We start from the raw sequence: 24,457 nt of genomic DNA, 5'->3' as shown, positions 1-24,457 counted from the left end.
CGCGGATCAGCCGCCGGTCTGGCTCGCACCGGTAGCCCAGCGCAGTGTCTCGGCAACTTCGCGGAAGAGCGTTCGGTCAATGGCGGCGTCGAGCTGAACGTGCTCGTAGAGCTTGCTTGCGAGCCCCGGGTTGCCGTGCGTCTGAATGAGCCGCGCTTCGGCCAGCTTGCGGATGCGCTCTGCCATCTCGCCTTCTCCGCGTGCCACCACCACGGGCAGCGTGCCCTGGCCGCCGTACCACAGCGCTACGGCGTATTGCGGCGAGTACACGACCACCACGGCCAGCTGGATGCGGTCGGGCAGGGCGCTCCACTGCGCCTCGCGGGCAAGCTGGCGCCGCCGGGCACGCAGGTGCGGGTCGCCTTCGTTCTCGCGGTACTCGCGGCGGATTTCTTCGGTCGTCATGCGCGCTTCCTTCAGGTATTGCGCGCGCACCACCATGTAATCGGCAGCGGCCAGCACCAGCAGCATGATGGCCACGCAAGACAGCAGCACGAGCACCACGTGCGCTCCCACGTGCAGGATCTGCGCAGGCGACTGCCGTCCGGCCGAGAGCAACGCATCGATGGCACCCGCGCCCACGACAAACAGGATGCCGAGCAGGCAGAGCACTTTCAGCACCATCAGCCCGAGCCCCGCCAGATTGCGCATCGAAAACATGCGTGTCAGGCCATTGGCCGGGTTGAGCCGAGAGAGATCGGGTGACACTTTTGCCAGACTCATTAGCGCGCCAACTTGTGCGAATGCCGTGAAGGCTGCGATTACGCCGCTCAACGCAATGATGCCGATGGCCAGCCCTGCCGCATGCAGCACCATGTCAGTCACGAGCGGGCCGATGAGCTTGCCCGGCTCGGGCGCTGCCAGCACGCGGCCCAGGGCCGCAAGGCCTGCGCGGATGCTGTCCATCCACAGCGCGGGCGTAAGCGACAGCGCGCCCACCATGCATGTAAAGACGAGCGCGGACACCACCTCCTGACTGCGCACCACTTCGCCGCGTTTGCGGCGGTCTTCCAGGCGCTTGCGTGTGGGCTGGTGCGGCTTGTCGCTCATGGTCCGACAGCCGGAAAGCCGAGCAGCTGCAACAGGCCGCGCATGCCGCTGTCGGTGTCGATGAACTGACGCAGGGCGTCATACAGGAACTGCAGGAACAGCACCATCATCAGCATCGCCAGACCGCTCTTGATGGGCTGCGAAAACATGAAGATGTTCAACTGCGGCACCGACCGGCTGATCGCGCTCAGGCCAATCTCCACCACGAGCAACAGCAGCACGATGGGCGCGGCCAGCTTGACCGTCCACGTCATGATGGAATCGGCTTCTCGGATGGCGAACTGATCCAGCGCCACATGCACATCGGGCAGCAGCGCCTGCACGGGCCACACGCGGTAAGACTCGAACAGCGCGCCCAGCACCACGTGCAGGCCGCCGCCCGTCAGGAACAGCGTGATGGCAAGAAAGCCCAGGAAGCTGGCGGTCGGGCCGCTTTCCTGCCCGGAGAGCGGATCGAAGAACGTGGCGTTGCCCGTGCCGGTCTGGAAGTCGATCAGGTAACCAACGTTCTGCACGGCCCACAGCATGGCCGAGGCGCCCATGGCGAGCAGCAGCCCCAGCGCTGCTTCCTTGATCAACAGCAGCATCCAGATGACCGGCGTCTGCTCGCCCAGCACGCTCAGCGGCACCAGCGGCGAAATGAACATCGCCACCACGGCAATCAGGCCGTTGCGCACCAGGCCCGTGAGCATGCGCTCGCCAAACACGGGCAAGACGAAGAACATCGGCAACAGGCGCGGCAGCACCAGCGTGACGCTGTGCCCCGTTTCCATCCAGCCACTAAAGGACGGAGTCATGTTGCGGGCGGCTCCTCGGCATCGGCAAGGCTGAGTGCGCGTGCGTAGGCCAGGGCGTTGTGGTCGTCGAGCTGGTCTTCAGCGCGCAGTTCGGCGCGGGCGGCGCTCCGGGCGCTGGCGCGCTCGGCCAGGTGCTGGATGCGGCTGCGTGCGGCTTCCGCGCGGCCGAAGGCGGTGCGTGCTTCCTGCAACTTCGTCTGGCCGCTTTGCAGCGATTGGCGTTGCTCTTGTAGCGTCGTCTGCACGTTGGCCACGATGTGCCGGAGCCTGGCCTGCTCGTAATGCGCAATCGCCAGCATGTCCACAGACAAGGCTTGGTCCTGCGGTGCCGCATCGAGCAGCCTGGCGCGCTGGTGGCGGAAGTCGGTCTGTGTGCGGATGGATTGCAGCGACGCATTGACGGTCGCCTCCGCATCGCGTACGACGTGGGCTGCCTGCAGCGTGCGCGCCAGTGCCTTGCGGCGGCGGATGTCACGCACGCGGCGCAGGATGGCCAGTGTCGTGTCCATAGCGTTCTACCAATTGGCGGGCTTGGGCCAGCACGTCGTCAAAGCCAACGCGCTCGTCGGTGCGCTGGGCAAAGAACTTGCGCAGGGCGTCGCGGGCGGCAACGGCGCGGTCGACATCCGGATCGCTGCCCGGCTTGTATTCGCCAATCTGCAACAGCAGTTCGATCTCCTGATAGCGGGCGAGCCATCGTCTGAGCTGGCTGGCGGTATCCATGTGCTCGGCGTCGGCCACGTTGGGCATGACGCGGCTGATGCTTGTCAGCAGGTCGATTGGCGGATATTGCCCCTCGGTGGCCAGCTTGCGCGTGAGCACGATGTGACCGTCGACGATGGAGCGCACTTCTTCGGCAATCGGATCGGACTCTTCCTCGCCCTCCACCAGCACCGTGTAGAACGCGGTGATGGAGCCTTTGGCGCCGGGGCCAGCACGTTCCAGCAGGCGCGGCAGCATGGCAAAGGTGGAAGGCGGAAAGCTGCGCCGTGCGGGTGGCTCGCCGCTGGCGAGGCCGACCTCGCGTTGTGCGCGGGCAAAGCGCGTGAGCGAATCCATGAGCAGCAGTACGCTTTGCCCCTGGTCACGAAAGTATTCGGCAATGGCGGTGGCGACAAATGCGGACTTGACGCGCTCCATGGCGGGGCGGTCGGACGTGGACACCACCAGCACCGTGCGTGCGCGCGCCTGTTTGGGCAGATGGTGCTCGATGAACTCGCGCACCTCGCGTCCGCGTTCGCCAATCAGGGCGACCACGTTCACATCGGCACTGGCGCCGCGCGCGATCATGCCGAGCAGCGTGCTCTTGCCCACACCGGCAGGCGCCAGAATGCCCACGCGCTGGCCCACGCCCACGGTAAGCAGTGCATCGATGGCGCGTACGCCAGTGGCAAGCGGCCTGTCGACCAGTTGACGGTCGAGCGGGTTAGGTGGCGCGCCGTACGCGCTGGCCCGTGTGACTGCTGCTACGGGCCCAGCGCTGTCCAGCGGCTGGCCGAAGCCGTCGAGCACGCGGCCGAGCAGCGCCGGGCCGACCGGGAAACTGTGATCGCGCCCCGTGGGAATGACGGCCGTGGCAGCCGAGAGGCCGCTGGTTTCGCCAAGCGGTGTGAGCAAGGTGCCCGAGCGCGAAAAGCCCACCACCTCGGCCAGCGTGTCAGGCGTGCCGGGCGTGCGCAGCTCGCAAATCTCGCCCAGCCGCGCTTGCAGGCCGGAGGCGCTGAGCAGCAGCCCAACGGCACGTGTGACGCGGCCTTGCGTCTGGATCGGCGCAAAGCGATCAAGCGCCTGCGAGAGTTCGGCCTCCAGCGCTTGCGCATCAAATACTCCACCCAATGCGCGGCTCCAGTCCGGCAACGCGCCCTGCGAGTCAGGCGAGGTCATCGGCCGTCTCCCGTCAGCGCTTTACGCAGCGCGGCGAGCTGGCTGTCGACGCCCGCATCGATGGTGCCCGAGGGTGTCTGCACGGAGCAGTCGCCGTAGCGCAGGGCCGGATCGCCCGTCACGCGGATGGTGCGCCGCTCCAGGTGGTCGCCCGGCAGCGCCGCAAGGATCTCTTGCATCATGTGCACGCGCCCCGGGTGCACGCGGATGTGCAGATACGTCTCGTCCTGCAGATACTGCGCGATGCGCTTGGCGGCGCTCAGCATGATGGCGCGTGGGTCGGCGTCGGCCACGATCTCGGAGACGGCGCGCACCACCAGTTCTGCCATCTTGCCGCGCGTAGCCTGCAGCATGGCGGCGGCCTGCAGCACCGTGGCGTAGGTGGATTGCGCGGCCTCGGTACGCCCAGCCTGGAAGCCATCGTCGTAGCCGAGCTGACGCTGTTCGGCGTACTGCCGCTTGGCTTCGGCCTCGTGGCGCTTGCGGTCGGCCTGTGCAGCGCCTAGCAGCGCTTCGGCGTCGACCAGCGCGGTGTACTCGCGCTCTTTGAGCACCTTGCGCTCGCTGAGGATTTGCAGATGTTCGCTGCTGATCAGAAAAGCCAGTCCCATGCCGGTAGCTGTTCAGGAATGAAGCAAAGAAAAACGAGGTCGGCCACTTGCTGCCACTGCTGCGCGTTCAGCGTGTACGGCGCGCGCTCGAACGCTGCGCGCGCGAACGTCAGCGCCAGGCGCTGGCCGTGCTCGGGTGCCGCGCGCATCGTCAGGTCAATCAGCAGGCGGGCGCCGCGCTCCTGCAAGACATCAATCACCTGCCGCGGTGTGTTGGCATACGGCGACAGGCTTTCCGCCACCGCATCGAAGGCGGCCGCATGCTGCAGGGCCGATTCCATCAGCGGCCTGCCCAGCGCCAGGTGAAGCACGCGCGTGAGGCGCTTGCCCGCCGTGTCTTCAATCCACGCCCGGTGCAGGACGATGCCGCAGGCGGTGGACAGTTGCGCCAGCGCCTGACGCGGCAGCAGGCACAGCCGCGCCTCGCGCGAGTCGACGCACTCGATGAAGCCATCCAGGGCGGGCTCGTGTCGGCGCAATTCCTGCATCAGCACGCGCCGGCCTTGCGGGCCAAAGCGATCCCAGTTGCGAAAGCGCGCCGGCCATTCCGCGGGCAGCCAGCTCGGGTGCAGCACGCGGTCAAAGTGCAGATTCCATGCGCACAGCAGACGTGCCAGGCGGGCGCTGTCGGGCGTGAGCATGCCGGAGGCCGTCATCGCCGTGCTCAGCCGGCCTGGTCGCCGTCATTGGCAAACTGCCCTGCACGTCGCCCACCCAGGCCACGTGATCCGGGCCAGCGAGGCTCCCAGCCGCGGCGCAATGCCGTGGCGAGTACCGCCAGCACGCCCAGCACAATCAGCACACCCACCAGCCAGACCAGCGGATTGCGTGCATTGATCAGCAGGTACGGCGACGTGGCCGCGCGGGCGCGGCGTTCGTTGGCACCCAGATCGGTGCCCTGCAGCACGAGCGAGACGTTGTCGTAATTCAGCCCCTCGATGCTGTGCGCGACGAGGTCTTTGACCATGGGTGTCATGGCGCGCAGGTTCACGCCCTCGCGGTACTTGATGTAGACCGCGGCAGAGGATGGCCGCACCTTGTCGGACAGCGGATCGTTCTCGGGAATCACCACGTGCACGCGCGCGGTGACCACGCCGTCCATGGCCTGCAACGTGCGCGACAGCTCTTCCGACATGCCGTAGAGATAGCGCACGCGCTCTTCCGCCGGGGTCGCGACCAGGCCCTGCTTGCGGAAGATCTCGCCTAGGCGCGCGAGCGGCTCGCGCGGCAGACCTTGCGCGCGCAGCACGTCAAGCGCCTGCCCCATGTCGGAGTCATCGACCAGCACTTGCCAGCCGCGCTCGTCCACGGCTTCCTTGCGCGCGCCGATGCCGGCATTGCTGAGTGCGGACAGCACTTCGTTGGCCTGCGGCTCGCCGAGGTTGGAGACGAGTTCCTTGTCGCAGCTGCAGAGGAGCAGGGCGGCGGCGCATGCGAGCACGATGCTGCAGACGCGCCGCCGTATTGCGGTTCCGGTTTCCATGCGTGATTACTGGTCCGAGTTGTGCAGCATCGACTTGAGCGTGTTCGTGGCGCCTGTCGCCAGTCCGAAGTTCATCTGCTCTTCAGACAGGGCCATGGCAATTGCGTATGACGCGCTATTGCTTGCGGCGTAGATTTCGCGCAGATCGTCGCTTTCCGCCATGGTCTGGTTTGCCCTTGCAATGGTCTTGTCGAGGTTCTCGAAACGCGAGGACACGCTTTTTCCCTGTCGGAAGAGGTCTTCCACCCAGGCGGGCCGTTGCGCTGAAGTGGTGTGGGTCGCGCCATTGACCAAAGGACTGGACTGAATGGGTCCGTTGGCAGTACCGATCATGTGGCTATGAAATTCCTGTGCGGCTGCCTGCTGGCTCTGCGTTGCCGCAGGGGCGGCGCCGAGGCCCGCCGTGGGCGTTGGCTGCAGAGACGCGCCGGCGGCCTGCAAAGCAGATAGGGCAATGGTGTCCATGACGTGGCTCCTGCGCTGTGTGACAGCGCGTTCCCGGTTAAGCGGAGGAAAGGGAGAAAGATGACGGAGCCATCCTTCTCCGGTTCGGACGTCAACGCGGCGCCGAGCCATCCCGCAAGAGCTGCTCCTGCTGCTTCGAGTTGTTTTGAATCAGCTCGCAGTAGCCCGTGTTGGCTGTGGACTTTGCGTTGAGCGCGGCAAACATCGCCTGGCTTTGCATCGATTGGTTGATGGCAGCGGCCGCATCGTCCGGTGAAGAAGGAATGCCGGAATTGCCGCCAATGGGTGTTAAGCCTGATGAGTTCTGTCCACTCATAGTTGACTCCTGTCGGTTTTGTTGAGAAAGAAGCGCCTCGGATTGAGGCAGGTTTCACCCAGCCCGCCCATGTAGGGCGCGCCTGGTAAGAACGGGTTTGGTCTTGGCCATGCCATAGCTTGTCTTCACGGTGACTGGGCTCCTGCAGGTGCCGCGCTCGCTGAGGCCGACGGGGTGTCTGCAGTCCCCGAGGCTGTAGATGCAGCGCTGCCGCTCGCCGCCTGCAAATCCACACCCCCACCCTGGATCGGCCGCACAAACGCCGTCCCGCCGTGGTCGAACGTCACGCCCGTGGTCGAGATCTGCCGGATCACGTCGCCGTCGGGCATGCGGGACCCCTCGAAGTAATGCTGCCCGTCGCGCGTAGTGACAAAGCGCATGCCGTCTTCATCGGCATACACGCCCACGATGCTGTTCTTGGCAATGTCCACGTTCTGGCCCACCTCGACGGGGCCGCCGTCCTTGTACTGCACGTTGTCCACCACCTCGATGGCGGGGCGCGCGTCCCGCGCAAATACGCGCAGGTGGTCGCGCACCCGGTAATCGTTTGTCTCGCCGGACACGATCACGCGGCCGTGTCCGGCGTATTCCACTTTCAGGTGCCCATCGCTCACGAACTGCTGCGCGGTGGCGAGCAGATCGCCCACCACATAGATCTCGCCCAGCGTGAGCTTGGGGATACGCGCGGCACGCTCCCCGATCGTCTTGCGGTCGGCCTGCGTTTCGACGTACCCACTTGCTTGATACGTGCCATCGCTCATCGGGGCCACTACGATTTCACGTGGATTGCCCAGCGCCTGTTGAATCTGCGCGATGCGCTCGGTGGTGGATCCGCTGCGAAAGCGGAACTCACCGCGAATGGCCAGCACCGCTGCCAGCAGCGTGATCATGGCCAGGACACACCACAGCGCCACCAGCGCGGGCGCGGCGCGGGATCCACGCCCGCGCAGAAAACGTCCGACGCCCGCCATGTCGATGAGCCAGCGCACGCCGCGTTCGCGCGCAGGCGCGGGCGGCTCCTGTGCTGCCACCGCGGGGCCGCCGATGCGCTCGACACCAAAGCGGATTGGCCCCAGGTCCACCGCATCGCTGGGTGATAGCGTGCGCCGCACGCCCTGCGGCAGCGGTGTGCCGCCCAGTTGCACGGGCGTGGCCTCCGCGCCGGCGGGCGTGTCTGCCACGTTGCGCACGGCCACGGCAATGTCGCCCACTTCCAGGCACAGGTGGCGGCCTGCCACGGCGCGGTCCGGCAGGATCACATCGCAATCGGCCGACGAGCCGACCCAGTTCTGCCCGCGCTTGAGCGGCATCGACCGCCCATACAGCGGCCCGCTCAGGAAGCGCAGGCTCCACGGCGATTTAGGCAGCGAGGCGGTCGGTTGCATACGGCATCTTCAGCAGAGTGGCGACGGGGCGCGGCGCCTGCGCGGCGGGTTGGTCTGCCGCCGGCGGTGTGGGCACCGGCGGCGCCGGTGGGGCGGGTGGTGCGTCACTGCTCGGCACCGGTAGCGGGCGGGGCGCATTCGGGCCTTCCATCGGTTGCGGGAAGGCGGGCACATCCGCCTCCGCGAATGGCGTGGTGGCCAGTCGCGGCGTCAGCAGATAGAAGCGCTCCATGTGCTTGCCCGACTTGGTCGTGTACTTGAACAGGTTGCCCAGGATGGGGATGTCCGACAGCAGGGGCACGCCGCTCTTCGTAAAGCGCTGTTCGTCTGCGTTGAAGCCGGCAATCAGCAGGCTCTTGCCTTCCTCCACCATGGCCTGCGTGACGATGGCGCGCTGCTGGATCACGGGCAGGTTCTGCACGGTGTCTTGCGTGACGTTGCCGTCGTCGATGCTGATGCTGAGCATCACGCTCTTGTTGCCGTTTTCATCCACCACCAGCGGCGTGACTTTCACGCTGGTGCCGGCCTGCACCGTATAGAGCGACGAATCCTGAAAGCCGCTGACCGGGATGTAGAACTGCGTGAGGTTTTCCAGGATGGCCTCGGTGTTGTCGAGCGCCAGCACCTTCGGTTTAGCCTGCGTCTGGGCGTTGCCGTTCTGTGTCAGGGCGTTGATGCGCGCCAGCAGGTAGTTGCGAAGGCTGCCGCCAATGGAAGCGGTCAGCGCAATGCCGTTTGGCGTGCTCGGCCCGGTCGAGCCCTGCTCGGTGCTGCCCACGCTGAAGGTGAGCGGCGGGTTCTGCCCATTGCCCGATTGGAAGTCGCCGTGCGTGGTGTGCAGGCGCCAATCCACGCCCAGGCTGTCGAGCGAATCGGCGCTGATGTCGATGATGGTCAGGCTGATTTCCACCAGGCGCGGGCGGATGTCCAGCGAAGAGATCACCTTCTGATACTGCGCCAGCCGCTCGGGCAAATCGCGGATCACCACCGAGTTGATGCCCGGGTCTGGCTCGATGCGCGGCAGGTCCGGCCCGGGGCCGTTCGACGCCAGCAGCGGCGGGCCGGAATCTGCCGGCGGCTCTGTGTAGTTGCTGGTGTCGATGCGCGGGATGCTCAGCATGGCGCCCTGGCCGAGCTTGACCTGCCGTGTGGCACTGCCCAGGCGCGGCGCCGCGCTGGTGCTCGACGTGCTTGAGCCTTGCCCATAGAGGCGCCGCAGGATGGTCGCAATGCCGGGCACGGTCACGGAGCGGCCCGAGCGGTTGACCTGGAAGTCGGTCGCCCACGCATATTTGAGCGGGAAGGCGCGAATCTCCGCACGCTCGCCGGAATGCGCGCCGTCCCCTACGCTGGAGATCGACTGTTTGACCAGTTCGACATAGCGGCGCGGGCCGGACACATACACCGTGCTGTCCTTGTCGCTCACCAGCAGCGGAAAACGTTTGTCGGTGATCTGCATGGACTGCAGCACCTGGCCGACCTGCTCGGCGCTGCCCTTCGGGATGGGAAAGACCTGCGTCTGTGCCTCTTCTGCGCGGTCGATGTAGAGGAACGAGCCGTCGTAGTACCACGTCAGCCCGTAGGTGGCGCACACCGTATTGAGCGTGCTGGCGGGCGAGCCCGAGAAGCGTCCGCTGATGGTCGCGTCGATCTTGCTGTCGACCACGGCGGTGACGCCCTGTGCCGCTGCAAGCTCGCGCAGGAAGTCCGTCAGCCGCTTGTTCTCGGCCACGATCTGGTAAGGGCGATTGCGCCAGTGCAGCTCGGCCGCGGCAGCCGAGGAGGACAAGTCGACGGTACAGCAGGCCAGCAGTGCGGCGAGGCACAGGAGACGGTGCGGGTTCACGAAAAGGTGCTCAAGAAAGGTGGAGGAAGACTGCGTGCTCAAAGCAGGCCGGGTCGGCCCGTTAAAACGAGTTCCAATGCACCGCCGGCGTAGCGCAGCAGTTCCTGGCCGGCCCATCCGGCCATGAGCAGCACGGTCACCATCACGGCGATCATCCGCACCGTCAGGCCGATGCTCTGGTCCTGGATTTGCGTGACGGCCTGCAGCACGGCGATCAGCAACGCCGAGATGCCGGCCACCAGAATTACCGGCAGCGACAGCACCAGCACCAGCGTGAGCGCATGGCGCGTGATCTCGATCACGGTGGCGGCGTTCATCATGCGGTGGCTCCGGCGGCGGCCGCAGGGTCGGCCTTGGGGCGATCCTCCGGCGGGTTGCGCACCCAGCCGACGGTGTGCAGCTGCACGTCGGCTTCAATCTCTTGCAGAGAGACGACGGGCAGGTCAGGCAGGGTCGCTTCGATCAGGCGGCGCACATAGGCGCGGCACGTCATCGCCACCATGATGGCGGTGCGCGGCTGGCCGGCCGTTGCCTCGGCGTGGCGCGCGGCTTCGGTCACGTTCTGGACCTGCTCGGCGATGTTGGTGCGCACCTCGCGCGAGAGCCCGAGCAGGTTGCCCTGTTTGGTGCGCACCACCGCATCTTCAATGCGCTCCTGCAGGCTCTGCTCGAACAGCACGACGTTCAGCGAGCGGTCGGGCCCGCAGAAGTGATCGGTGATCTGCCGGCGCAAATCCATGCGCACGAGTTCCACCAGCATCGTCACGTCGTCGGGCTCGTGCGGCGAGCGGGCGATGAGGCTTTCGAGGATCGTGTTCAGGTTGCGGATGGGAATGCCTTCGTCCAGCAGGCGGCGCAGGACGTCGGTCACGCGCTGCAGCGGCACGAGGCGCGTCAGTTCGCCGACCAGCTCGGCGCGGTCGCGGCGCACGAGCTGCAGCATGTTCTGCACTTCCTGAATGCCGACCATCTGCGCGGCGTGGCGGCGGATCACGGCCTCCACGTGCCGCGCCACGACCTGTTCGGGCTCCAGCGCGTGGCCCCATGCAGCCTTGGCGGTCTCGTCGGCCTGCGATGCCGGCATCGTCATCCACCACGCGTGAGTGAATGGCCCGAACGCCGCGGTGCTTTCTGCGTCCACGCCGGCAGGCGGAGCCGCTTCCGTCCAGAGGCGATGTGCGACCTGCAGTGTGCCCTCAGAGGCAAACACGTCCTGCACGTAGATGCGGTAGTGATTGGGGAGCGTCTGCGCGCTGTAGGTCAGGTGCACGCGCGGAAACACCAGGCCGATGTCGTCTTCCACGGCAGCCTTGGAGCGTGCCAGCGCGTTCTGCAGCGGCACCAGCTTGATGTCCTTGCGCAGGTTCTCGGCAAGGCGCACGGCAACCGGCGCGGCAATGCCCGCCGCTGCAGAGACTTCTTCCGGGCGACCCGGCTGCGCGCCGGTGCCTTCGGCGCCGACCGATAGGAGGTTGAGGATGGGTGGCGCCTGGCGCTCGCGCAGGAAGTGGATCGCGCTCCCGCCCGCGAGCAGGGCCAGCGACAGGAATGCCCATTTCGGCATGCCCGGCACCAGCACAAACGCAAACAGCACGAGGGCGCCCATCAGCAAGCCGCGAGGGTGCGCGGCGATCTGCGCGCCAATCAACTGCCCGAGGTGGCGGTCGTTCATCTCGCGCGACGATACCCGCGTGGTCACCACCCCCGCCGCGATCGACACCATCAGCGAGGGAATCTGCGAGGCCATGCCGTCACCCACGGTGAGCACGGCATAGCGGTGCAGCGCATCGGCCACCGACATGTCATGCATGAGCGCGCCCACCGCAATGCCGGCCAGGATATTGATGACGGCGATGAGGATGCCGGCAATGGCATCGCCCTTGACGAACTTCATTGCGCCGTCCATGGCGCCGTGCAATTGCGATTCCTGTTCGAGCAGTTCGCGGCGGTGCTTGGCCTGGTCCGACGTGATGATGCCGGCGCGCAGGTCGGCGTCGATGCTCATCTGCTTGCCGGGCATGGCATCGAGCGTGAAGCGCGCGCCCACCTCCGCCACACGTTCCGAACCCTTGGCAATGACCACGAACTGCACGATGGCGATGACGGTAAACACCACGCCGCCCACCACAACGTTGCCGCCCACCACCAGCTTGCCGAAGGTGTCAATCACGTGGCCGGCGTTGGCCTGCAGCAGGATCAGCTTGCACGAGGCGATGTTCAGCGAGAGCCGGAACAGCGTCGTAAACAGCAGCAGCGAGGGAAACGATGAGAACGACAGCGCAGACGGCAGGTAGATCGAGATCGTCAGCAGGATCACGCTCGCCGCCAGGTTAAGCGAGATCAGCCCATCGAGCACGACCGTGGGCAGCGGCAGCACGAACAGCGCCACCACCGACCCGATGAACAGCGCGATGAGCAGGTCATAGCGCAGCAGGCCGCTGGCAAACGCGGCATGGCCGGGGTCGGACCGCAGTTTGGCGAGGGCTTCCTGCGCGGTGGGGATGCTCGGCATGACCTTCCTTATCTGGGGGCAGCGGCGCCCTGAAGAACGTTGTCCTGCACATGCGTTGCAGGGCGTGCTGCAGGGCGAGCCCAGTGTAAGAGCGGCCCTTCGCGGCGCCGCGTCCGAACTCACGTAACGGCAGCCGGACGCGCTTGCCGTGGTTACGAGAACGAGTAGCGGGCGTGGGGGGGCATCGGCACTACAGTGGCTCCGTTTTCCAGCCACCCCCAACGAGCCGCGAAAGAACGTGAAGCGAGAGATGCCCGTGTCGGTCACTGACCTCGCGCAGGCCGAAGGACTCCTGCACCTGGACAGCGGCGTTGCGCGGGCCCAGTCGTGGGCGTACGTGCAGGCGCATGGCGACGTGTTGTTGCCGCCGGTTCAGGTGGGCGCAGAGCGATGGCGTTTGCGCTGGACGCCGCTTGGCGCGGATGCCGCATCCCACCAGGCAGTACCGCTGCCGGGATGGCACGCGTTGCGTTTTGCCGTGGGCAAGCACGAAGGCTGGCTGCTGGCAGACGCAGCGCTGGCTACCTGCCTGGCCGATGACGGTGTGCAACCGGACGTGCCGCATGCCATCTTCTGCGCGCTGGCGGCAGATACGCTGGGCAACGTGTCACGCGCAGTGGAGGCGCAGCTGCGTCAACCTGTGCGCTGGCAGCCCGAGCTCAGCATGCAGCCGACGGCGGTATGGCTTGCGCAGAACGCCGTGAGTTTTTCTGCCTGCACCGATGAGGGCGCGGCGCGCGGCAGCGGTGCCATCGCAATGGACGATCTTGCCGGCTGGCAGCGTTGGCAACAGGCGCTGGAAGAAGCGCCAGACGCAGATACACCCCGCGCCGCCCGTGCAATGCCGACCCCGCAATGGATGGAGCGCCTCGCGATCGGCGTGCGTTTCATGATCGGCCAGACACAACTGCGTGCCTCCGAACTGCGTGGCGTGGCCAAGGGCGACATCATCGCCATCGAGAAATGGACTTCGCGCGGTGCGGCGCTGGAGTGCGTCGGCACGGTGCCGGGCATTCCCACGCTGGGCATCGCCGCGCATGCCCTCGGCAAACAAATCATGGTGGACGCCGTCCGCCACACGGAGCGCGACATGCCCGACGAAAGGAACTCCGCCAAACCGGTGCAGGCCAAGGGCTTGCCGGGTGCGGCCACAGCAGGCGCCCCGGTGGCGTCCTTTGATGACATCGAAGTGCTGACCACGTTTGAGCTGGCCGAGCAGGCGCTGCCGCTGCACGTGCTGCGCAATCTGGCGCCAGGGCAGGTGATCGAGCTTGAGCAGCCGCTGAACCACACGACCGTGCAGATCCGCGCCAACGGCAGCCTGGTGGGCAGCGGCCAACTGGTGGCCGTCGGCAACCGGCTTGCCGTGCGCGTCTCCGCCTTCGTGCACGACACGCCCGACCATGCCTAGCCTGCCGAATCCCGTACCGATGATCGCGATGATCGTCGCGATCGGGCTGATCCCGTTCGCGGCGCTCATGGTGACGTGCTACACCAAGCTGGTTATCGTCTTCGGGCTCACGCGCAATGCGCTGGGCATCCAGCAGGTGCCGCCCAACCTGGTGCTCAACGGCATTGCGCTGATCCTGACGCTGTTCATCATGGCGCCCGTGGGCGGCGACATGGTCAACAACCTCAAGGGCCGCAACTTCAATTCCGGCGCGCAGTTCAGCGTGGACGACGTCATGGCCATCGTGGACGCCGGCGTGCCGCCCATCAAGGCTTTCCTGCAGAAGCACACGCAGGAGCGCGAGCGCAATTTCTTCCTGAAATCCGCCACCAACATCTGGCCCAGCGGGCGCGCCCAGAACCTGCAGGCCGATGATCTGACGGTGCTGGTGCCGAGCTTTACGCTCACCGAGCTGACCAAGGCATTCCAGATCGGCTTTGTCGTCTACATCGTCTTCGTCATCGTCGATCTGCTGGTGGCCAACGTGCTGCTGGCGCTGGGCATGCAGATGATCTCGCCGACGACGATCTCGGTGCCGTTCAAGCTGCTGCTGTTCGTCATGCTGGACGGCTGGGCAGTGCTGATCCATGGGCTAGTGCTCTCTTACCACTGAACCCTCAACACTGAAGAGGCGGCCATGCGGTTTCGTGTCTTCTGCGGCTTGCTGACCGGTGTGCTGGCGTTTGCGGCCGGGCTGGCCCATGCGGGGCCCACGCTTTCGAGCGCGGAGTTCGCACAGGTGGCGCAGCAGTGCGCGCCGCGTGTGGATGTGATGACGTTGGCAGCGCTCGTGCGCACCGAGTCTGGCTACAACCCGTACGCCATAGGTGTGGTGGGCGCGCGGCTGGCACGGCAGCCGGCATCGATGGAAGAAGCGCAGGCGACCATTCAGATGCTCGAGCAACGCGGCTACGACTTCAGCCTCGGCTTGGCACAGATCAACCGGCGCAACCTCGCCCGTCTGGGGGAGACCACCACCACGGTGCTCGACCCGTGCCGCAATCTGGCAGCCAGTCAGCGCATCCTGCGCGAATGCTTCACACGGGCCACGCGCAGCACCGCTATCGAGCAGCAAGCTTTGCGGCACGCGCTGTCCTGCTATTACTCGGGGGGCTTCAGCGTGGGGTATCGAGAGGGCTACGTGAGCCGCGTGGTGGCCAATGCGCAAGCGAGCGTGCCACAGATCGACGTGGCCCCGGCACGCGCGCAACCGATCCCGCTGGCGGAGCCGTCGCGGCGCGTACAGGCCGCTGCGGCGCCCATGCCATCGCCCACGCCGTCGCCGTTGTCCACACGCCCGATTACATCGTCTGCAGGTTGCACCGCGGGGCGACAGGTCATGCTGGTCAGTTGCGGCCGGGGCACCTGCGTGCGCTGTCTCGGGCATTGAGCGGGACATCGGACTTGGCACGTCCGATCTCGTTCCCATTCGGCAATGGACAGCAGCATATGCAGCCACAAGACTACGTACAGCCATTGCGGCTTTTCCGGGAACCGACCATGAAGAGTGCCAGCGACAACGCCGGAGCCTCGTATTTCACGCCCCAGGCGGCTACCGCCGGGCTGCATGATGCCGTGCACATGCGCACGCTGGGCGGCGTTCTACTGTTCGATGACCAGAAGATCATCACGCGCCAGCCGCCGCACACGCTGGCCGTGCATGCGCCGCAGCTCGCCACGCAGCTCGCCGCCAGCATGCAGCCGTATCAGCGCCGCCAGAAAGTGCAGGAGGTGCTGACCAGCATCGGCTTCGACAGCTTCGAGTACAGCGTGGCGCGCATGATGTCCGGCACGGTGGAGGTGCTTTCCAGCCTGACGACGTACGGCAAGGCCGACTGGATTCATCGCTATTTCTCGCAGCGCTATCACGAGATCGATCCGTGCCTCAAACGGTGCCTGGCCAGCGGCACACCGCTGGTCTGGGACGCAGATGACCTGGCCGCCTGGACCGAGCGCACGCCGGGCCTCGCGCGCATGCAGGCGTATCTGCTCGACTGTGAGGCGTTCGGCGTTTCCAGCGGCGTGACGTACTGCTGGCCGGCTTCAGAAGGGCGTGCGCGGGTGGTGGTGCGTTTTCATTCCAGCAACCGCAATCGGCGCTGGATCTCTGACGCCGTGATTGGGCAGGCGTTGGCACTCGGCATGGCAGTGCATGAATATCTGAGTGCTTACGATCTGGTGCCGAGCCGCCCGCTGCCCGGCGATCCGAATCTGTCGCAAGTGCAACAGCGCATCCTGGACTGCCTGATCAAGGGGATGACCGATCGCGAGATCGCCCAACTGCTGGAACTCACCACGCACAACGTCGACTACCACCTGCGCCGCCTGCGTGCACTCTTTGGCGTGACCACGCGCGTGCAGTTGGTGAAGGCGGCCTGCTACGGATAACGTGCCGTGTCAGGCCAGCATGGAGTTCAGGAAGCCGAGGTGATCGTCGACCAGCACGGTGCTTCCGCATGGAGCGGTGGACGGAAGCTCGATGTGGGCGGGTACCGGTGTAACGGGCGTGCCCTTGTCCGTCAATACACCCAGGCCGGGCACAGACAGGAGCTTGGGCTGTGGTGCCGGCGCGCTGCTGCACCGTTCGCCGCTCAGCGCTGACACCACGGCGCTCACGACCGGATGGCAATCCGCCTTCGGGTACACGAGTGCGGTGTTGATCTGCGGGGCGTCCCACGCCAGTTGCACCCGCACCAGGTCAGGCGGCAAGGCGGTATGTGCCTGACCCACCTGTAGGGTGACGGCGATGCCGCTGGCTGCAAGGTCGCTCGCGCTGGTGGCGTCGGGCGTGATCAGCAGCGGCCCCGGCGTGGCGCCATGTCGGCCGCACCAGTGGGTCAGTGCGCCGAACAAGCCATCGTGCAAGGCGGCGTCCAGCGCCACGGGCACGTTGTCCAACTGCCAGGCATCCACCACGTTCTGGCGGGCCAGCCAATGGTCGACCGAGACCACCAGCGTCACGCGCTCGTAGGCGACCGATACCTGATCCAGACCGTCGTGCAGGGGGACGTAGCCCGCGACCAGGCCGGCGTGCAACACGCCACGCATGACGTTGGCGACGATACGTTCCGGTGCCATCACCAACATGTCGGCACGCATGCCGGGCGCGCTCGTTGACAGGGCCGTCACCACGCGCTGCAGTGCTGCCGGCATGCCGGGCATGAGCGACGATTGCGTATAGGCGAATGTCAGCGCCGTGCGGGTTTCGGCGTGTGCGTCATTCTGAGCGGTGCTGGGTTCGGGCTGGACGATGCGCCGGGCCAGCGTATCGGCCTGCTGGAGCAGGGCCCGCGCTTCGGTGAGCAGCCTGCGCCCAGCCTCGGTGAGCTTGAGGCGCTTGCGCTCGCGCTCGAACAGCACCACGCCCAGCGCTTCTTCCAGCCGGATGATCTGCCGGCTTAGCGGCGACGCCGAAATATGCAGGCGTTCAGACGCTTGGGCAATGTTCTCGGTCGTGGCAACCGTGACGAAATAGCGAAGCTGTCGCAGATCCATGCGCGTACACATCGTGAAACAGGGCGGTCATTCGCCACGCTAGGGTATGTCTTCAAGACTTGGGCAGTTGTCCGGCTTTTCGTAAGACACGGCTGCACAAGGGCCTGCGAAAACGATAGCGCGTTGGCTTGAGGGGCGTGCGCGCTTTCTTGCGACGATTGTCGGGTTCCTGCCATTGGGCGTCGCAAAAGCGTGGGCAAAGGTTTTGGGTGCAATAGCCAAAACCGCAGTGCTTATGCTGAAAAGGCATGGATTTCCCGTCCCAGCCCTGCCTTCGGGCGACTCCCGCGCCATGAAAGTGCACAGCGCAGGCCTCAGGCCAGGACACCCGTGCGCCTTGATATCCCGGTCTGCCTACGGTTGACCGTAGGGCGGGACGCCCCCGATCGTCCATACAGTGGCAGGCATGTGCGCGTTAGCAGACGACGGAGCGGGATCATGAGCATTCGATGGGGGCGGCTTGCGAGCAGCGCAGCGGTGCTGCTTGCGCTGGTGTCGTGCGGCGGGGGAGGCGATGGCGCGGTGCCAGGCCAGCAGGGGACCGACGCGCCGCCTGTGGCAGGCACGCCAAGCCAGCCGCCGCAATCGACTGCCAGGTGCAGCGAGGTAGCTCAGTACGGCATCACCTTCACGTTCGATCACGCCTATGCGTGCGGCACCTTTGCCAACGGTGACCACTGGGTCGCGCCTGATGCTACGGGTGGCGTGGTCATCATCACCGCCATCAGCCCCGCCTATACCGGCACGCGCAACGGCTTTGAGGTCAACCCTGCGCACGTTGACAGGCAAGGCTTTGACAGCCGATCGGAGGGATTCGACCCTACGCTTGTGCCCGCGTTGCCGTATGCCGCACGCGGTGGGGAATCGGTGGTGAAAAGCACTTCGCTGGTCGATTCACCTGCGGGGCGCACCTTTCTTGATAGCGCGGCTGTGCTGACGGTGCTTGGCGCCATTCCCCCCGAGGGCGGGGCGAACTTGTTCCGACCGCCGTACTTCGGCGCCGACAAGCCGCTGATCCCGCTCACACGTGTTCACACCGAGCGGCTGCCGAAACTGGCGCCGGTGGACTACGCGCCCTCGCTGGACGACATCGCGAGCCGCTTCGCCCGCGTACAGCTCGACCACATGAACGACTGGACGGGCGCCGACATCCACCCTGTGCAGAACCTGCCCGACTATGGCGCGCAGGTTGCCGAAGATACGGCGGACGCAGGCTTGCGCCTGATGCTTGCCGACAGTCTGCAGGCCAAGATGCCGGCGTTGATCGGCTATTTGCAATACGGCATCGACCTTGCGGCCGCACGGCACGGCGGGCTGCAGTTTGTCGCCAATGGTGGCCACCGTATCGGGCGCAAGGTGGTGCTTGCGTTTGCGGCGGAGCTGCTGGATGACGCGGACATCGCCGCCCTCGTGCACGACGCGCCTTACAACACGTACCAGGAAGACGGCGACCTGCATTTCAGCCCTGTGGCTAACCAGGTGCTATGGGGCGCGCCGTGTTCAACCGACGACTACTGGTTCAACCAGAACACCACGCGGGGCTCACGCGATTGCCGTGACCCGTACGACCGTATCGACGGCGGCCAGACACCGGGCGGCGAATACCAGTTCTGCTGCACCACCAAGCCGCTGGTGGCGACTGCATTGATCCTGCATCTGATGCCACACCTGCAGTGTCTTTGGAACAACCCCGACTTGATCGCCTATGCCGATCGCTGGGTCAACTTCGGGGCGTGGACGCAGCCTGACCCCTACGCACCGCACGGCAATGGCGCGCTGGATACCGACCCTTCCGATGGAACAGGCCGTTACCCGGCGCTGCACGGCACCAGCCGCAACGACGGTTATTACAGCAGCCGGTTTGCCGATGCCATGTGGGTGGCGTACCGGGCCGGGGCGGCCGCAGCGGTGTGCCCTTGACGATGGGCGGCTGGTTGCGTCAAGCCAGCGCCGCCGCATGCTCCGTCAGTTCGCACGCGAATGAAGCGCAGCATGTTTGCGGGCAGACGGTGATGGGCGCGACGGCCCACGCATACAGCCAGGCCTGCGGCAAGGGCGGCGCATCCCCTGCGGGGAGCCCCGGCAGTGCAGCGGCACGTTGGAGCACATCGCCGAAGACGAGCACCAGGCGGGTCAGCAGGCGTGCGTAGTCAGGGCAGGCGCCAATGCGGGCCCGCGCACGGCGCTGGATCATGCTCAGCGCAATGATGACCACGGGCTCGTCGACCGCCGCTGCAGCGTGCGACAACAGCCGGACCAGCCGCAGGTACAGCCGCGCGTAGCGCACGAAGAGCGCCGGCGGTGCGGCGCCGAAATCCGCATCGAACGGGGCAAGGGCGGGGACGCAAGCCATGGCACGCCTTCAGAATGTCGATGGCTGCGGGCTTTGCGGCTGCGACTGCAGACGTGCTTCGGCGTCGGCGTATTCGTCGCCGAAATAGCGGGAGACTGCGGCCGCGCCGTGCGTTGATGCTGCCGGCTCGCGGGGCGCGTCATGCGCAACGCCGGCACTTGCGCCCGCCATGTGCACGGGGCCGCTCGCAAACATCCAGACCGTGAACGCCACGGCCGCACCCGCAATGACAATGCGTGCCGCCACACGCCCGGGCGTGGACGGCGGAAGATGGCGTTCGCTCATGACACAGCCTCCGTATTGGCGATCGTTGTTGGGGGTATCACCACGGTGGCCGCGCCGACGGTGACCACGCGGTGCTCCAGATGCCAGCGCGTGGCGTTGACCAGCGCTTGGCACTCAAGCGCTGCGCCCTGGGCGATCAGCGCGTCGGGGCCGTCGTCCGAGGCAATGCGCGACATGGCTTGCTCGATGATCGGCCCTTCGTCCAGGTCGGCCGTCACGTAGTGCGCAGTCGCGCCGATGTAGCGCACGCCCCTGGCGTAGGCCCGGCGGTACGGGTCCGCGCCAGAAAAGGCTGGCAGCAGCGAGTGGTGGATGTTGATGATGTGGCCGGCGTGTCGTGCGACGAAGCCCGGCGTGAGCACGCGCATGTAGCGTGCGAGCACGGTCAGGTCGACATGGTGAAGCTGGAGCAAGGCGTCCAGCTCGGCCTCTGCCGCTTCCTGACCGTGCCGATGGTCGACGTGAATGAAGGGCACGCCATGCTGCCTGCACAGGGTGGCCCGTTCAGCGTGGTTGCCGGCAACGAACGCGATGTCGCAAGGCAGCGTGAGTGCCGCGTGCGCTTGCAGCAGCGCCTGCAGGCAGTGCTCCGTGCGTGAGACCAGGATGGCTACGCTCATGCGCCGCCCCGCGGCGCTGTGCCAGGTGACATCGTTGCTCGGTGCCGAAGCGGTTGCCCACCGTTGATAGAGCCGATAGTCCTGTGCCAGCACGTCGGGGTGCAGGCGCATTGCCTCAGACGGTGTATGGCATTCGGCACGCACGATCGTCATGCCGCGGGCGCTGATGTGCTCGATGCGGGCGTCGGCGTCCAGGTGGTCCCGCACAAAGCCGTAGATGTGCCGCGTATGTGCAGCCGGCAGCGTATGCAGCGCGGTCACGATTGCGCGCGTGCCGGGCACGCGCATGTGGGAATGCAGCGTGTGTTCCGCTTCCAGGCCAAGATGGGTCGATGTCATGCCGTGGGTTTCCTCTCTCGCCGCGCTTCGCATGGCATGCGAATGGGGCGTTCTGTTTTTACGCAATCGCGCATGTAATGGCGCTTAAGGCGAGAGTAGCGAGCGGGTTCAATCGAAGGCACTACGGCCTTGCGCAAGCTTGCGCATGTGGCGACGGATTACGCTGCGATTGTCGTAGCGTGCCGCTTCGGCCCTGGCGGACACGATTTCTCGGAGGCACCGTGCGGGCGGGCCGCTGCCAGAATCGGCGGATCTCTTTTCTGACTGTGCAGGAGCCCGTCATGCAACGTGACGATTCGAGCAAGCCGCGCCGGAAGGCGTACATCGCATTGATCGTGGTTGGCGGTGCCTTTCTGGTGGGGGTCGTCATCTGCTGGGCGATTGCACTGCATATCCTGCGCACGCAGGTACGCGCATCCACGCCGCTGATGGCGGTTGTCGGCATGGGGTGGGCGGTGCTGACCATGACGCTGTCAATGGCGCTGACGATGCTCGGCGCACGGGTGCGTGCGGCACGGCTGGATGCGCGGCGCGGGCATGTCGTGATCAGCGGATACGACCCTGCGTTGGCGCGGGACAGGCTGATCGTTCAAGGGCAGGGCGTTGAGGCCACCGGCGAGGCCGATGTCGAAATCACCACCGTGCTGCCGGCGGTCGTGACGGCCATCAGCACGTTCATGCTCGCGGCAGTGACGATCGGCTTGTTCTGGCTCGGCCGCACGACGCCCATGGGCGTGTTCATTGGCGGCCTGCTGTGCTATTTCATGTCGAACTGGGTGTACCGGATGTGGCCGCGCAAAAAGGCCGATGAGAGCACCGCAGCGTTGTCAGGTCGTCAGTAGTCGATGCGTGCCGGGCCGGCGGCCAATTCGGGATGCGCTGCCAGGATGGCGCGTGCATCCCCCATCGGCTTGCGCTTCGTGAGCGTGTTGGTAAGCGTGATGCGATAGATCTGGCCCGGTGCCACCGTGCTCAGCTCTTGCCCTGGCTCGTAACCCACCACGCGGCCGTGCCGCCCAACATAAACCTTGTCGGGCGTGTAGAACGGGTGGAACTCGCTGGCATCGGCATTGCCTTCAAGCACGAAATAGCGGTAGCCGTGCGCCGCCGCAATCTGGGCGCAACGCAGCACCAGGCCGTTGTAGACCGTCGACGTGGTCGTTGTATCGTTGCCGCGGAAGCGCACTTCCCACGTGCGCGGACCAATCTGCTGTTCAGAGAAGCCGCCGTAGCCAAGGTCAGGCTGGTACGGCGTCTGACAGGCAGCCAGGCACAGCGGCGCGGCAACGACGAGGCATCGCGCGACTGAGCTGAGAGAAGCGAGCGAAGCAATTGGCCAGCGGATCATGATGCGTGGTCCCAGTCGGGGTTGGCGCGACGAACGTTCTTCATCAGCAATGCCTTGATGTGCTCGTCCGGATGGCCGAGCCAGCGCAGCTTTGCATAGGTGGAGGCCGGCCGGTCTATCGGATGCGGGTAATGAACCTCCACCAGAACCGCCCAGGCGGCGTTGGCGTGTTCTGACGTATCCATGCGGAAGGCACCGAAGAGCTGCTGCGCTGGGCAGTCATGCGGTTTGCACATGTCACCCGTGATGTAGGTCTGGCCGTCAGTTGCGCGCGCGGTGTACTCGCTGCTCGTTCCCTGACCACCGCGCAGCCAGGCGGGCAGGGCAGGCTCGCCACGCAGCATGGCGTCCCACGCGGGTTGGAAACCGGGCTTGTGCGTCAACTCCAGGAAGATGCCGTACTCGCTTGCGTGGATCAGCGTCGGCACCGCCAGTGCAATGGCCACGATGGCGATGGCCAGGATGAGGAATTCGACGATGCGGCGCATAGGCGTAGCCCATCGCACAGCGCGCGGGCAGTCAGAAAGGACGGCCTAGCGTAGCTGTCGGAACACCCGGTTGGCACTACATGGATTCGTAAGGCGTGTGCCGCACGCCATGCAGCGAAAGAGTGGGATCGTCCAACTGGTTTTCTGGGCTGGCATGCGCGGCGCACGCCGAACTTACGGAGGGCTGTAGGCGAGCTGCGTGCCCGTGCTTGTGACAATGCTGCGGGCCAGGGATGCGTCTCGCGCCGTGGCCATTTTCGTTGCCTTGTGTCCCCATGTTTCCCTATCGCCCCGACGGCCTTGTCGTGCCGCGTGCGCCAGAACCGGCGCCTCCTCCTCCCGCTTCCCTGACTGCCCAGGTGCAAGGCCGAATGGCCCAAGGCAGTAGCCTGCAAGACGCCGTGCATGCCACGCAGGCGAGCAATCCGCTGGCAACGGCTGAACAGATGGCGATGGCTGCCATTGCGGCGCAAGCGGCTCAGCAGGCACAGCAATCCGCCCGCGCAAATACGAAGACGAAGCAACCCACCGATCTCATCGATCGTGCCACCAGGCAGGTTGCCGACGCGCATGTGCTGGACGCGAAAGTGGTCGATCAGGCGGGCCAGTTGCTGAAGCGTCCTGTTCAGTCGGCAACCGGTAAGCCCGACCTCACGCGGCTGCATGCACCCGATGCAGCGCTGGTCGATCGCATGCGTGCGCAGATGCAGGCGGGCGCCACGCCGACGGAAGCCGTCAATGTGCTGCGCGCAGAGCAGGCGATGCAACAGCCGGATACCGATCTGGACCTGGCGGTGGCCGCGCTCATGGCCGGTACCGCAGAGCATGGTGGCGCGGTGGCCAACGCGCTGCCGCTGGCGATGCGCGACCTGGGTGCGGCCTTTCCGGCAGCCACGCTCACGCTGGCGTTTTCCCAAGCCGACGTTGCCGCCAGCACACAGGATTGCAATCAGGCCGTTGCCGATTACCGCGCCGCCGAAGGCAATGGGGCACCTGTCGACGAGCAAGACAGCAAGCTGACGCGCGCCAACGCTGCGTTGACGCGCCTGCAGCGCGCCATGATCAACGGCATGCGGTGCGTTGCCGATAACGCGCCCGATGGCACCGCAGCTGCGGGCCTGGTCGATGCGTTCGGTCGGGCATGCGTGGCAGCGGCCACACCGGAGTTGCGTCAACAGTTGAGCGACACCTGCCATCAAGCCATGCAGGCGGTGCTGGCGGAGGCGCCTGCCACGCGTCACTCCACCATGGCGCTTTATCTGCTGGGAGCGGACCAGAGCGCCGCCGCGGATGTCAGCGCCAGCGCTGCCGACGCCTATGTCGCATTGGCGCAGAAGCATCAGCAAGCTGCGCAGGCCTGCGTGGATTCTGCGCAAGCCGTGCTGGACAGCAATCGCAACCTGCCCGCCAGCCTGCGTCGCGCCGAGGCACCTTCCAACAACGCGGCATTCAACCAGGCACAACACCAACTGACCCAGGCGAATGCCGAGGTGGCCGACGCTCAGGCGCAGCAGCAGGCGGCGGCGGGCAAGGATGTCGTCTTGCCAGCCGAGACGCCGGAACTCTCCGGCTATGCGGCATCGCTGGCCGACCTGCAGCGCGCGACGAGCGGGGCATTGGCCGATTTCAAGCGGGCGCTGGGCAACGAGGTGGCGCAGGACGCGACACAGGCTTACGCGAATGATGCACAGGCCACGCTGCAGGCTGCACAGCACGCGGCATCTCCGGCG

At 66.0% G+C, this 24,457-nt stretch carries 26 protein-coding genes; 6 read left to right on the top strand and 20 right to left on the bottom strand.

Going from position 1 to position 24,457, the window contains the following annotated elements:
* Positions 1-6 precede the first annotated feature (6 nt).
* From BM136_RS12785 to sctV, 13 genes are all read right to left on the bottom strand, one after another.
* A complete protein-coding gene (locus BM136_RS12785) occupies positions 7-1,050 on the bottom strand; it encodes an EscU/YscU/HrcU family type III secretion system export apparatus switch protein (RefSeq protein ID WP_092972187.1) in 1,044 nt (347 codons plus the stop codon).
* Complete coding sequence (gene sctT / locus BM136_RS12780; RefSeq protein WP_092972186.1) at positions 1,047-1,847, bottom strand: type III secretion system export apparatus subunit SctT; 801 nt, start codon at positions 1,845-1,847, stop codon at positions 1,047-1,049. Before sctT ends, BM136_RS12785 begins: the two co-directional genes overlap by 4 nt.
* Positions 1,844-2,356, bottom strand: a complete 513-nt coding sequence (locus BM136_RS12775; RefSeq protein ID WP_092972185.1) for a hypothetical protein — start codon at positions 2,354-2,356, stop codon at positions 1,844-1,846. Before BM136_RS12775 ends, sctT begins: the two co-directional genes overlap by 4 nt.
* On the bottom strand, positions 2,319-3,731 hold the full coding sequence (gene sctN, locus BM136_RS12770) for a type III secretion system ATPase SctN (RefSeq protein ID WP_092972184.1): 1,413 nt from the start codon (positions 3,729-3,731) through the stop codon (positions 2,319-2,321). The genes BM136_RS12775 and sctN overlap by 38 nt, the downstream gene beginning before the upstream one ends.
* Positions 3,728-4,342: a type III secretion system stator protein SctL gene (sctL, locus tag BM136_RS12765; RefSeq protein ID WP_092972183.1), complete on the bottom strand. Its 615-nt coding sequence runs from the start codon at positions 4,340-4,342 to the stop codon at positions 3,728-3,730. The genes sctN and sctL overlap by 4 nt, the downstream gene beginning before the upstream one ends.
* Positions 4,324-4,998, bottom strand: a complete 675-nt coding sequence (locus tag BM136_RS12760) for a hypothetical protein (RefSeq protein WP_092972182.1) — start codon at positions 4,996-4,998, stop codon at positions 4,324-4,326. The genes sctL and BM136_RS12760 overlap by 19 nt, the downstream gene beginning before the upstream one ends.
* An 8-nt stretch (positions 4,999-5,006) precedes the next feature.
* Entirely contained in the window at positions 5,007-5,825 is an 819-nt protein-coding gene (gene sctJ / locus BM136_RS12755; RefSeq protein ID WP_092972181.1) for a type III secretion system inner membrane ring lipoprotein SctJ, read from the bottom strand.
* A 6-nt stretch (positions 5,826-5,831) separates the two neighbouring features.
* Positions 5,832-6,290 carry a hypothetical protein gene (locus BM136_RS12750; protein ID WP_092972180.1) on the bottom strand — a complete coding sequence of 153 codons (459 nt, stop codon included), beginning with the start codon at positions 6,288-6,290 and terminating at the stop codon, positions 5,832-5,834.
* 91 nt (positions 6,291-6,381) lie between these two features.
* The gene (locus BM136_RS12745; RefSeq protein ID WP_092972179.1) at positions 6,382-6,606 is read right to left on the bottom strand and encodes a hypothetical protein; all 225 of its coding nucleotides are present in this window, start codon (positions 6,604-6,606) and stop codon (positions 6,382-6,384) included.
* 125 nt (positions 6,607-6,731) lie between these two features.
* The gene (locus BM136_RS12740; RefSeq protein ID WP_092972178.1) at positions 6,732-7,991 is read right to left on the bottom strand and encodes an FHA domain-containing protein; all 1,260 of its coding nucleotides are present in this window, start codon (positions 7,989-7,991) and stop codon (positions 6,732-6,734) included.
* Positions 7,966-9,837 carry a type III secretion system outer membrane ring subunit SctC gene (sctC, locus tag BM136_RS12735; RefSeq protein ID WP_254775672.1) on the bottom strand — a complete coding sequence of 624 codons (1,872 nt, stop codon included), beginning with the start codon at positions 9,835-9,837 and terminating at the stop codon, positions 7,966-7,968. The genes BM136_RS12740 and sctC overlap by 26 nt, the downstream gene beginning before the upstream one ends.
* A 38-nt stretch (positions 9,838-9,875) precedes the next feature.
* Entirely contained in the window at positions 9,876-10,154 is a 279-nt protein-coding gene (locus BM136_RS12730) for an EscS/YscS/HrcS family type III secretion system export apparatus protein (RefSeq protein ID WP_027679288.1), read from the bottom strand.
* Positions 10,154-12,349, bottom strand: a complete 2,196-nt coding sequence (sctV, locus tag BM136_RS12725) for a type III secretion system export apparatus subunit SctV (protein ID WP_092972176.1) — start codon at positions 12,347-12,349, stop codon at positions 10,154-10,156. The genes BM136_RS12730 and sctV overlap by 1 nt, the downstream gene beginning before the upstream one ends.
* Before the next feature lie 256 nt (positions 12,350-12,605).
* On the opposite strand from sctV, the gene BM136_RS12720 reads away from it, so the two are divergent.
* The 4 genes from BM136_RS12720 (at position 12,606) to BM136_RS12705 (ending at position 16,187) form a co-directional block, all read left to right on the top strand.
* Entirely contained in the window at positions 12,606-13,760 is a 1,155-nt protein-coding gene (locus BM136_RS12720; RefSeq protein ID WP_175537129.1) for a FliM/FliN family flagellar motor switch protein, read from the top strand.
* Entirely contained in the window at positions 13,753-14,412 is a 660-nt protein-coding gene (sctR, locus tag BM136_RS12715; RefSeq protein ID WP_065854284.1) for a type III secretion system export apparatus subunit SctR, read from the top strand. The genes BM136_RS12720 and sctR overlap by 8 nt, the downstream gene beginning before the upstream one ends.
* A 24-nt stretch (positions 14,413-14,436) precedes the next feature.
* Positions 14,437-15,189: a lytic transglycosylase domain-containing protein gene (locus tag BM136_RS12710; RefSeq protein ID WP_092972174.1), complete on the top strand. Its 753-nt coding sequence runs from the start codon at positions 14,437-14,439 to the stop codon at positions 15,187-15,189.
* A gap of 110 nt (positions 15,190-15,299) precedes the next feature.
* Positions 15,300-16,187 (top strand): helix-turn-helix transcriptional regulator, encoded by an 888-nt coding sequence (locus BM136_RS12705; protein ID WP_175537128.1) that lies wholly within the window; start codon positions 15,300-15,302, stop codon positions 16,185-16,187.
* Positions 16,188-16,196: 9 nt separating this feature from the next.
* On the opposite strand, the gene BM136_RS12700 is transcribed toward BM136_RS12705, so the two are convergent.
* Positions 16,197-17,294, bottom strand: coding sequence for a LysR family transcriptional regulator (locus BM136_RS12700; protein ID WP_092972172.1), 1,098 nt, complete (start codon positions 17,292-17,294; stop codon positions 16,197-16,199).
* Between the two features lie 438 nt (positions 17,295-17,732).
* On the opposite strand from BM136_RS12700, the gene BM136_RS12695 reads away from it, so the two are divergent.
* A complete protein-coding gene (locus BM136_RS12695) occupies positions 17,733-19,214 on the top strand; it encodes a hypothetical protein (RefSeq protein WP_092972171.1) in 1,482 nt (493 codons plus the stop codon).
* Between the two features lie 19 nt (positions 19,215-19,233).
* On the opposite strand, the gene BM136_RS12690 is transcribed toward BM136_RS12695, so the two are convergent.
* The 3 genes from BM136_RS12690 to BM136_RS12680 are packed head-to-tail and all read right to left on the bottom strand — an operon-like array spanning position 19,234 to position 20,891.
* Positions 19,234-19,647 carry a hypothetical protein gene (locus tag BM136_RS12690; RefSeq protein ID WP_092972170.1) on the bottom strand — a complete coding sequence of 138 codons (414 nt, stop codon included), beginning with the start codon at positions 19,645-19,647 and terminating at the stop codon, positions 19,234-19,236.
* 9 nt (positions 19,648-19,656) lie between these two features.
* Entirely contained in the window at positions 19,657-19,932 is a 276-nt protein-coding gene (locus tag BM136_RS12685) for a hypothetical protein (RefSeq protein WP_092972169.1), read from the bottom strand.
* Positions 19,929-20,891 (bottom strand): formyltetrahydrofolate deformylase, encoded by a 963-nt coding sequence (locus BM136_RS12680; protein WP_175537127.1) that lies wholly within the window; start codon positions 20,889-20,891, stop codon positions 19,929-19,931. Before BM136_RS12680 ends, BM136_RS12685 begins: the two co-directional genes overlap by 4 nt.
* 281 nt (positions 20,892-21,172) lie before the next feature.
* On the opposite strand from BM136_RS12680, the gene BM136_RS12675 reads away from it, so the two are divergent.
* The gene (locus BM136_RS12675) at positions 21,173-21,733 is read left to right on the top strand and encodes a hypothetical protein (protein WP_092972167.1); all 561 of its coding nucleotides are present in this window, start codon (positions 21,173-21,175) and stop codon (positions 21,731-21,733) included.
* Here the strand turns inward: BM136_RS12675 and BM136_RS12670 are convergent.
* From BM136_RS12670 to BM136_RS25170, 3 genes are read right to left on the bottom strand one after another with little or no spacing between them, the layout of a single operon-like run.
* Complete coding sequence (locus BM136_RS12670; RefSeq protein ID WP_092972166.1) at positions 21,727-22,239, bottom strand: CC0125/CC1285 family lipoprotein; 513 nt, start codon at positions 22,237-22,239, stop codon at positions 21,727-21,729. The two genes, BM136_RS12675 and BM136_RS12670, sit on opposite strands and share 7 nt — an antisense overlap.
* Positions 22,236-22,727, bottom strand: a complete 492-nt coding sequence (locus BM136_RS12665) for an Ivy family c-type lysozyme inhibitor (protein WP_092972165.1) — start codon at positions 22,725-22,727, stop codon at positions 22,236-22,238. The genes BM136_RS12670 and BM136_RS12665 overlap by 4 nt, the downstream gene beginning before the upstream one ends.
* Positions 22,655-24,442 (bottom strand): hypothetical protein, encoded by a 1,788-nt coding sequence (locus BM136_RS25170; RefSeq protein WP_175537126.1) that lies wholly within the window; start codon positions 24,440-24,442, stop codon positions 22,655-22,657. The genes BM136_RS12665 and BM136_RS25170 overlap by 73 nt, the downstream gene beginning before the upstream one ends.
* Positions 24,443-24,457 lie beyond the last annotated feature (15 nt).

It is taken from the genome of Ralstonia sp. NFACC01, from assembly GCF_900115545.1.
In the GTDB taxonomy this organism is placed as follows: Bacteria; Pseudomonadota; Gammaproteobacteria; order Burkholderiales; family Burkholderiaceae; genus Ralstonia; species Ralstonia mojiangensis.
This window is presented reverse-complemented; position numbering and strand designations above follow the sequence as displayed.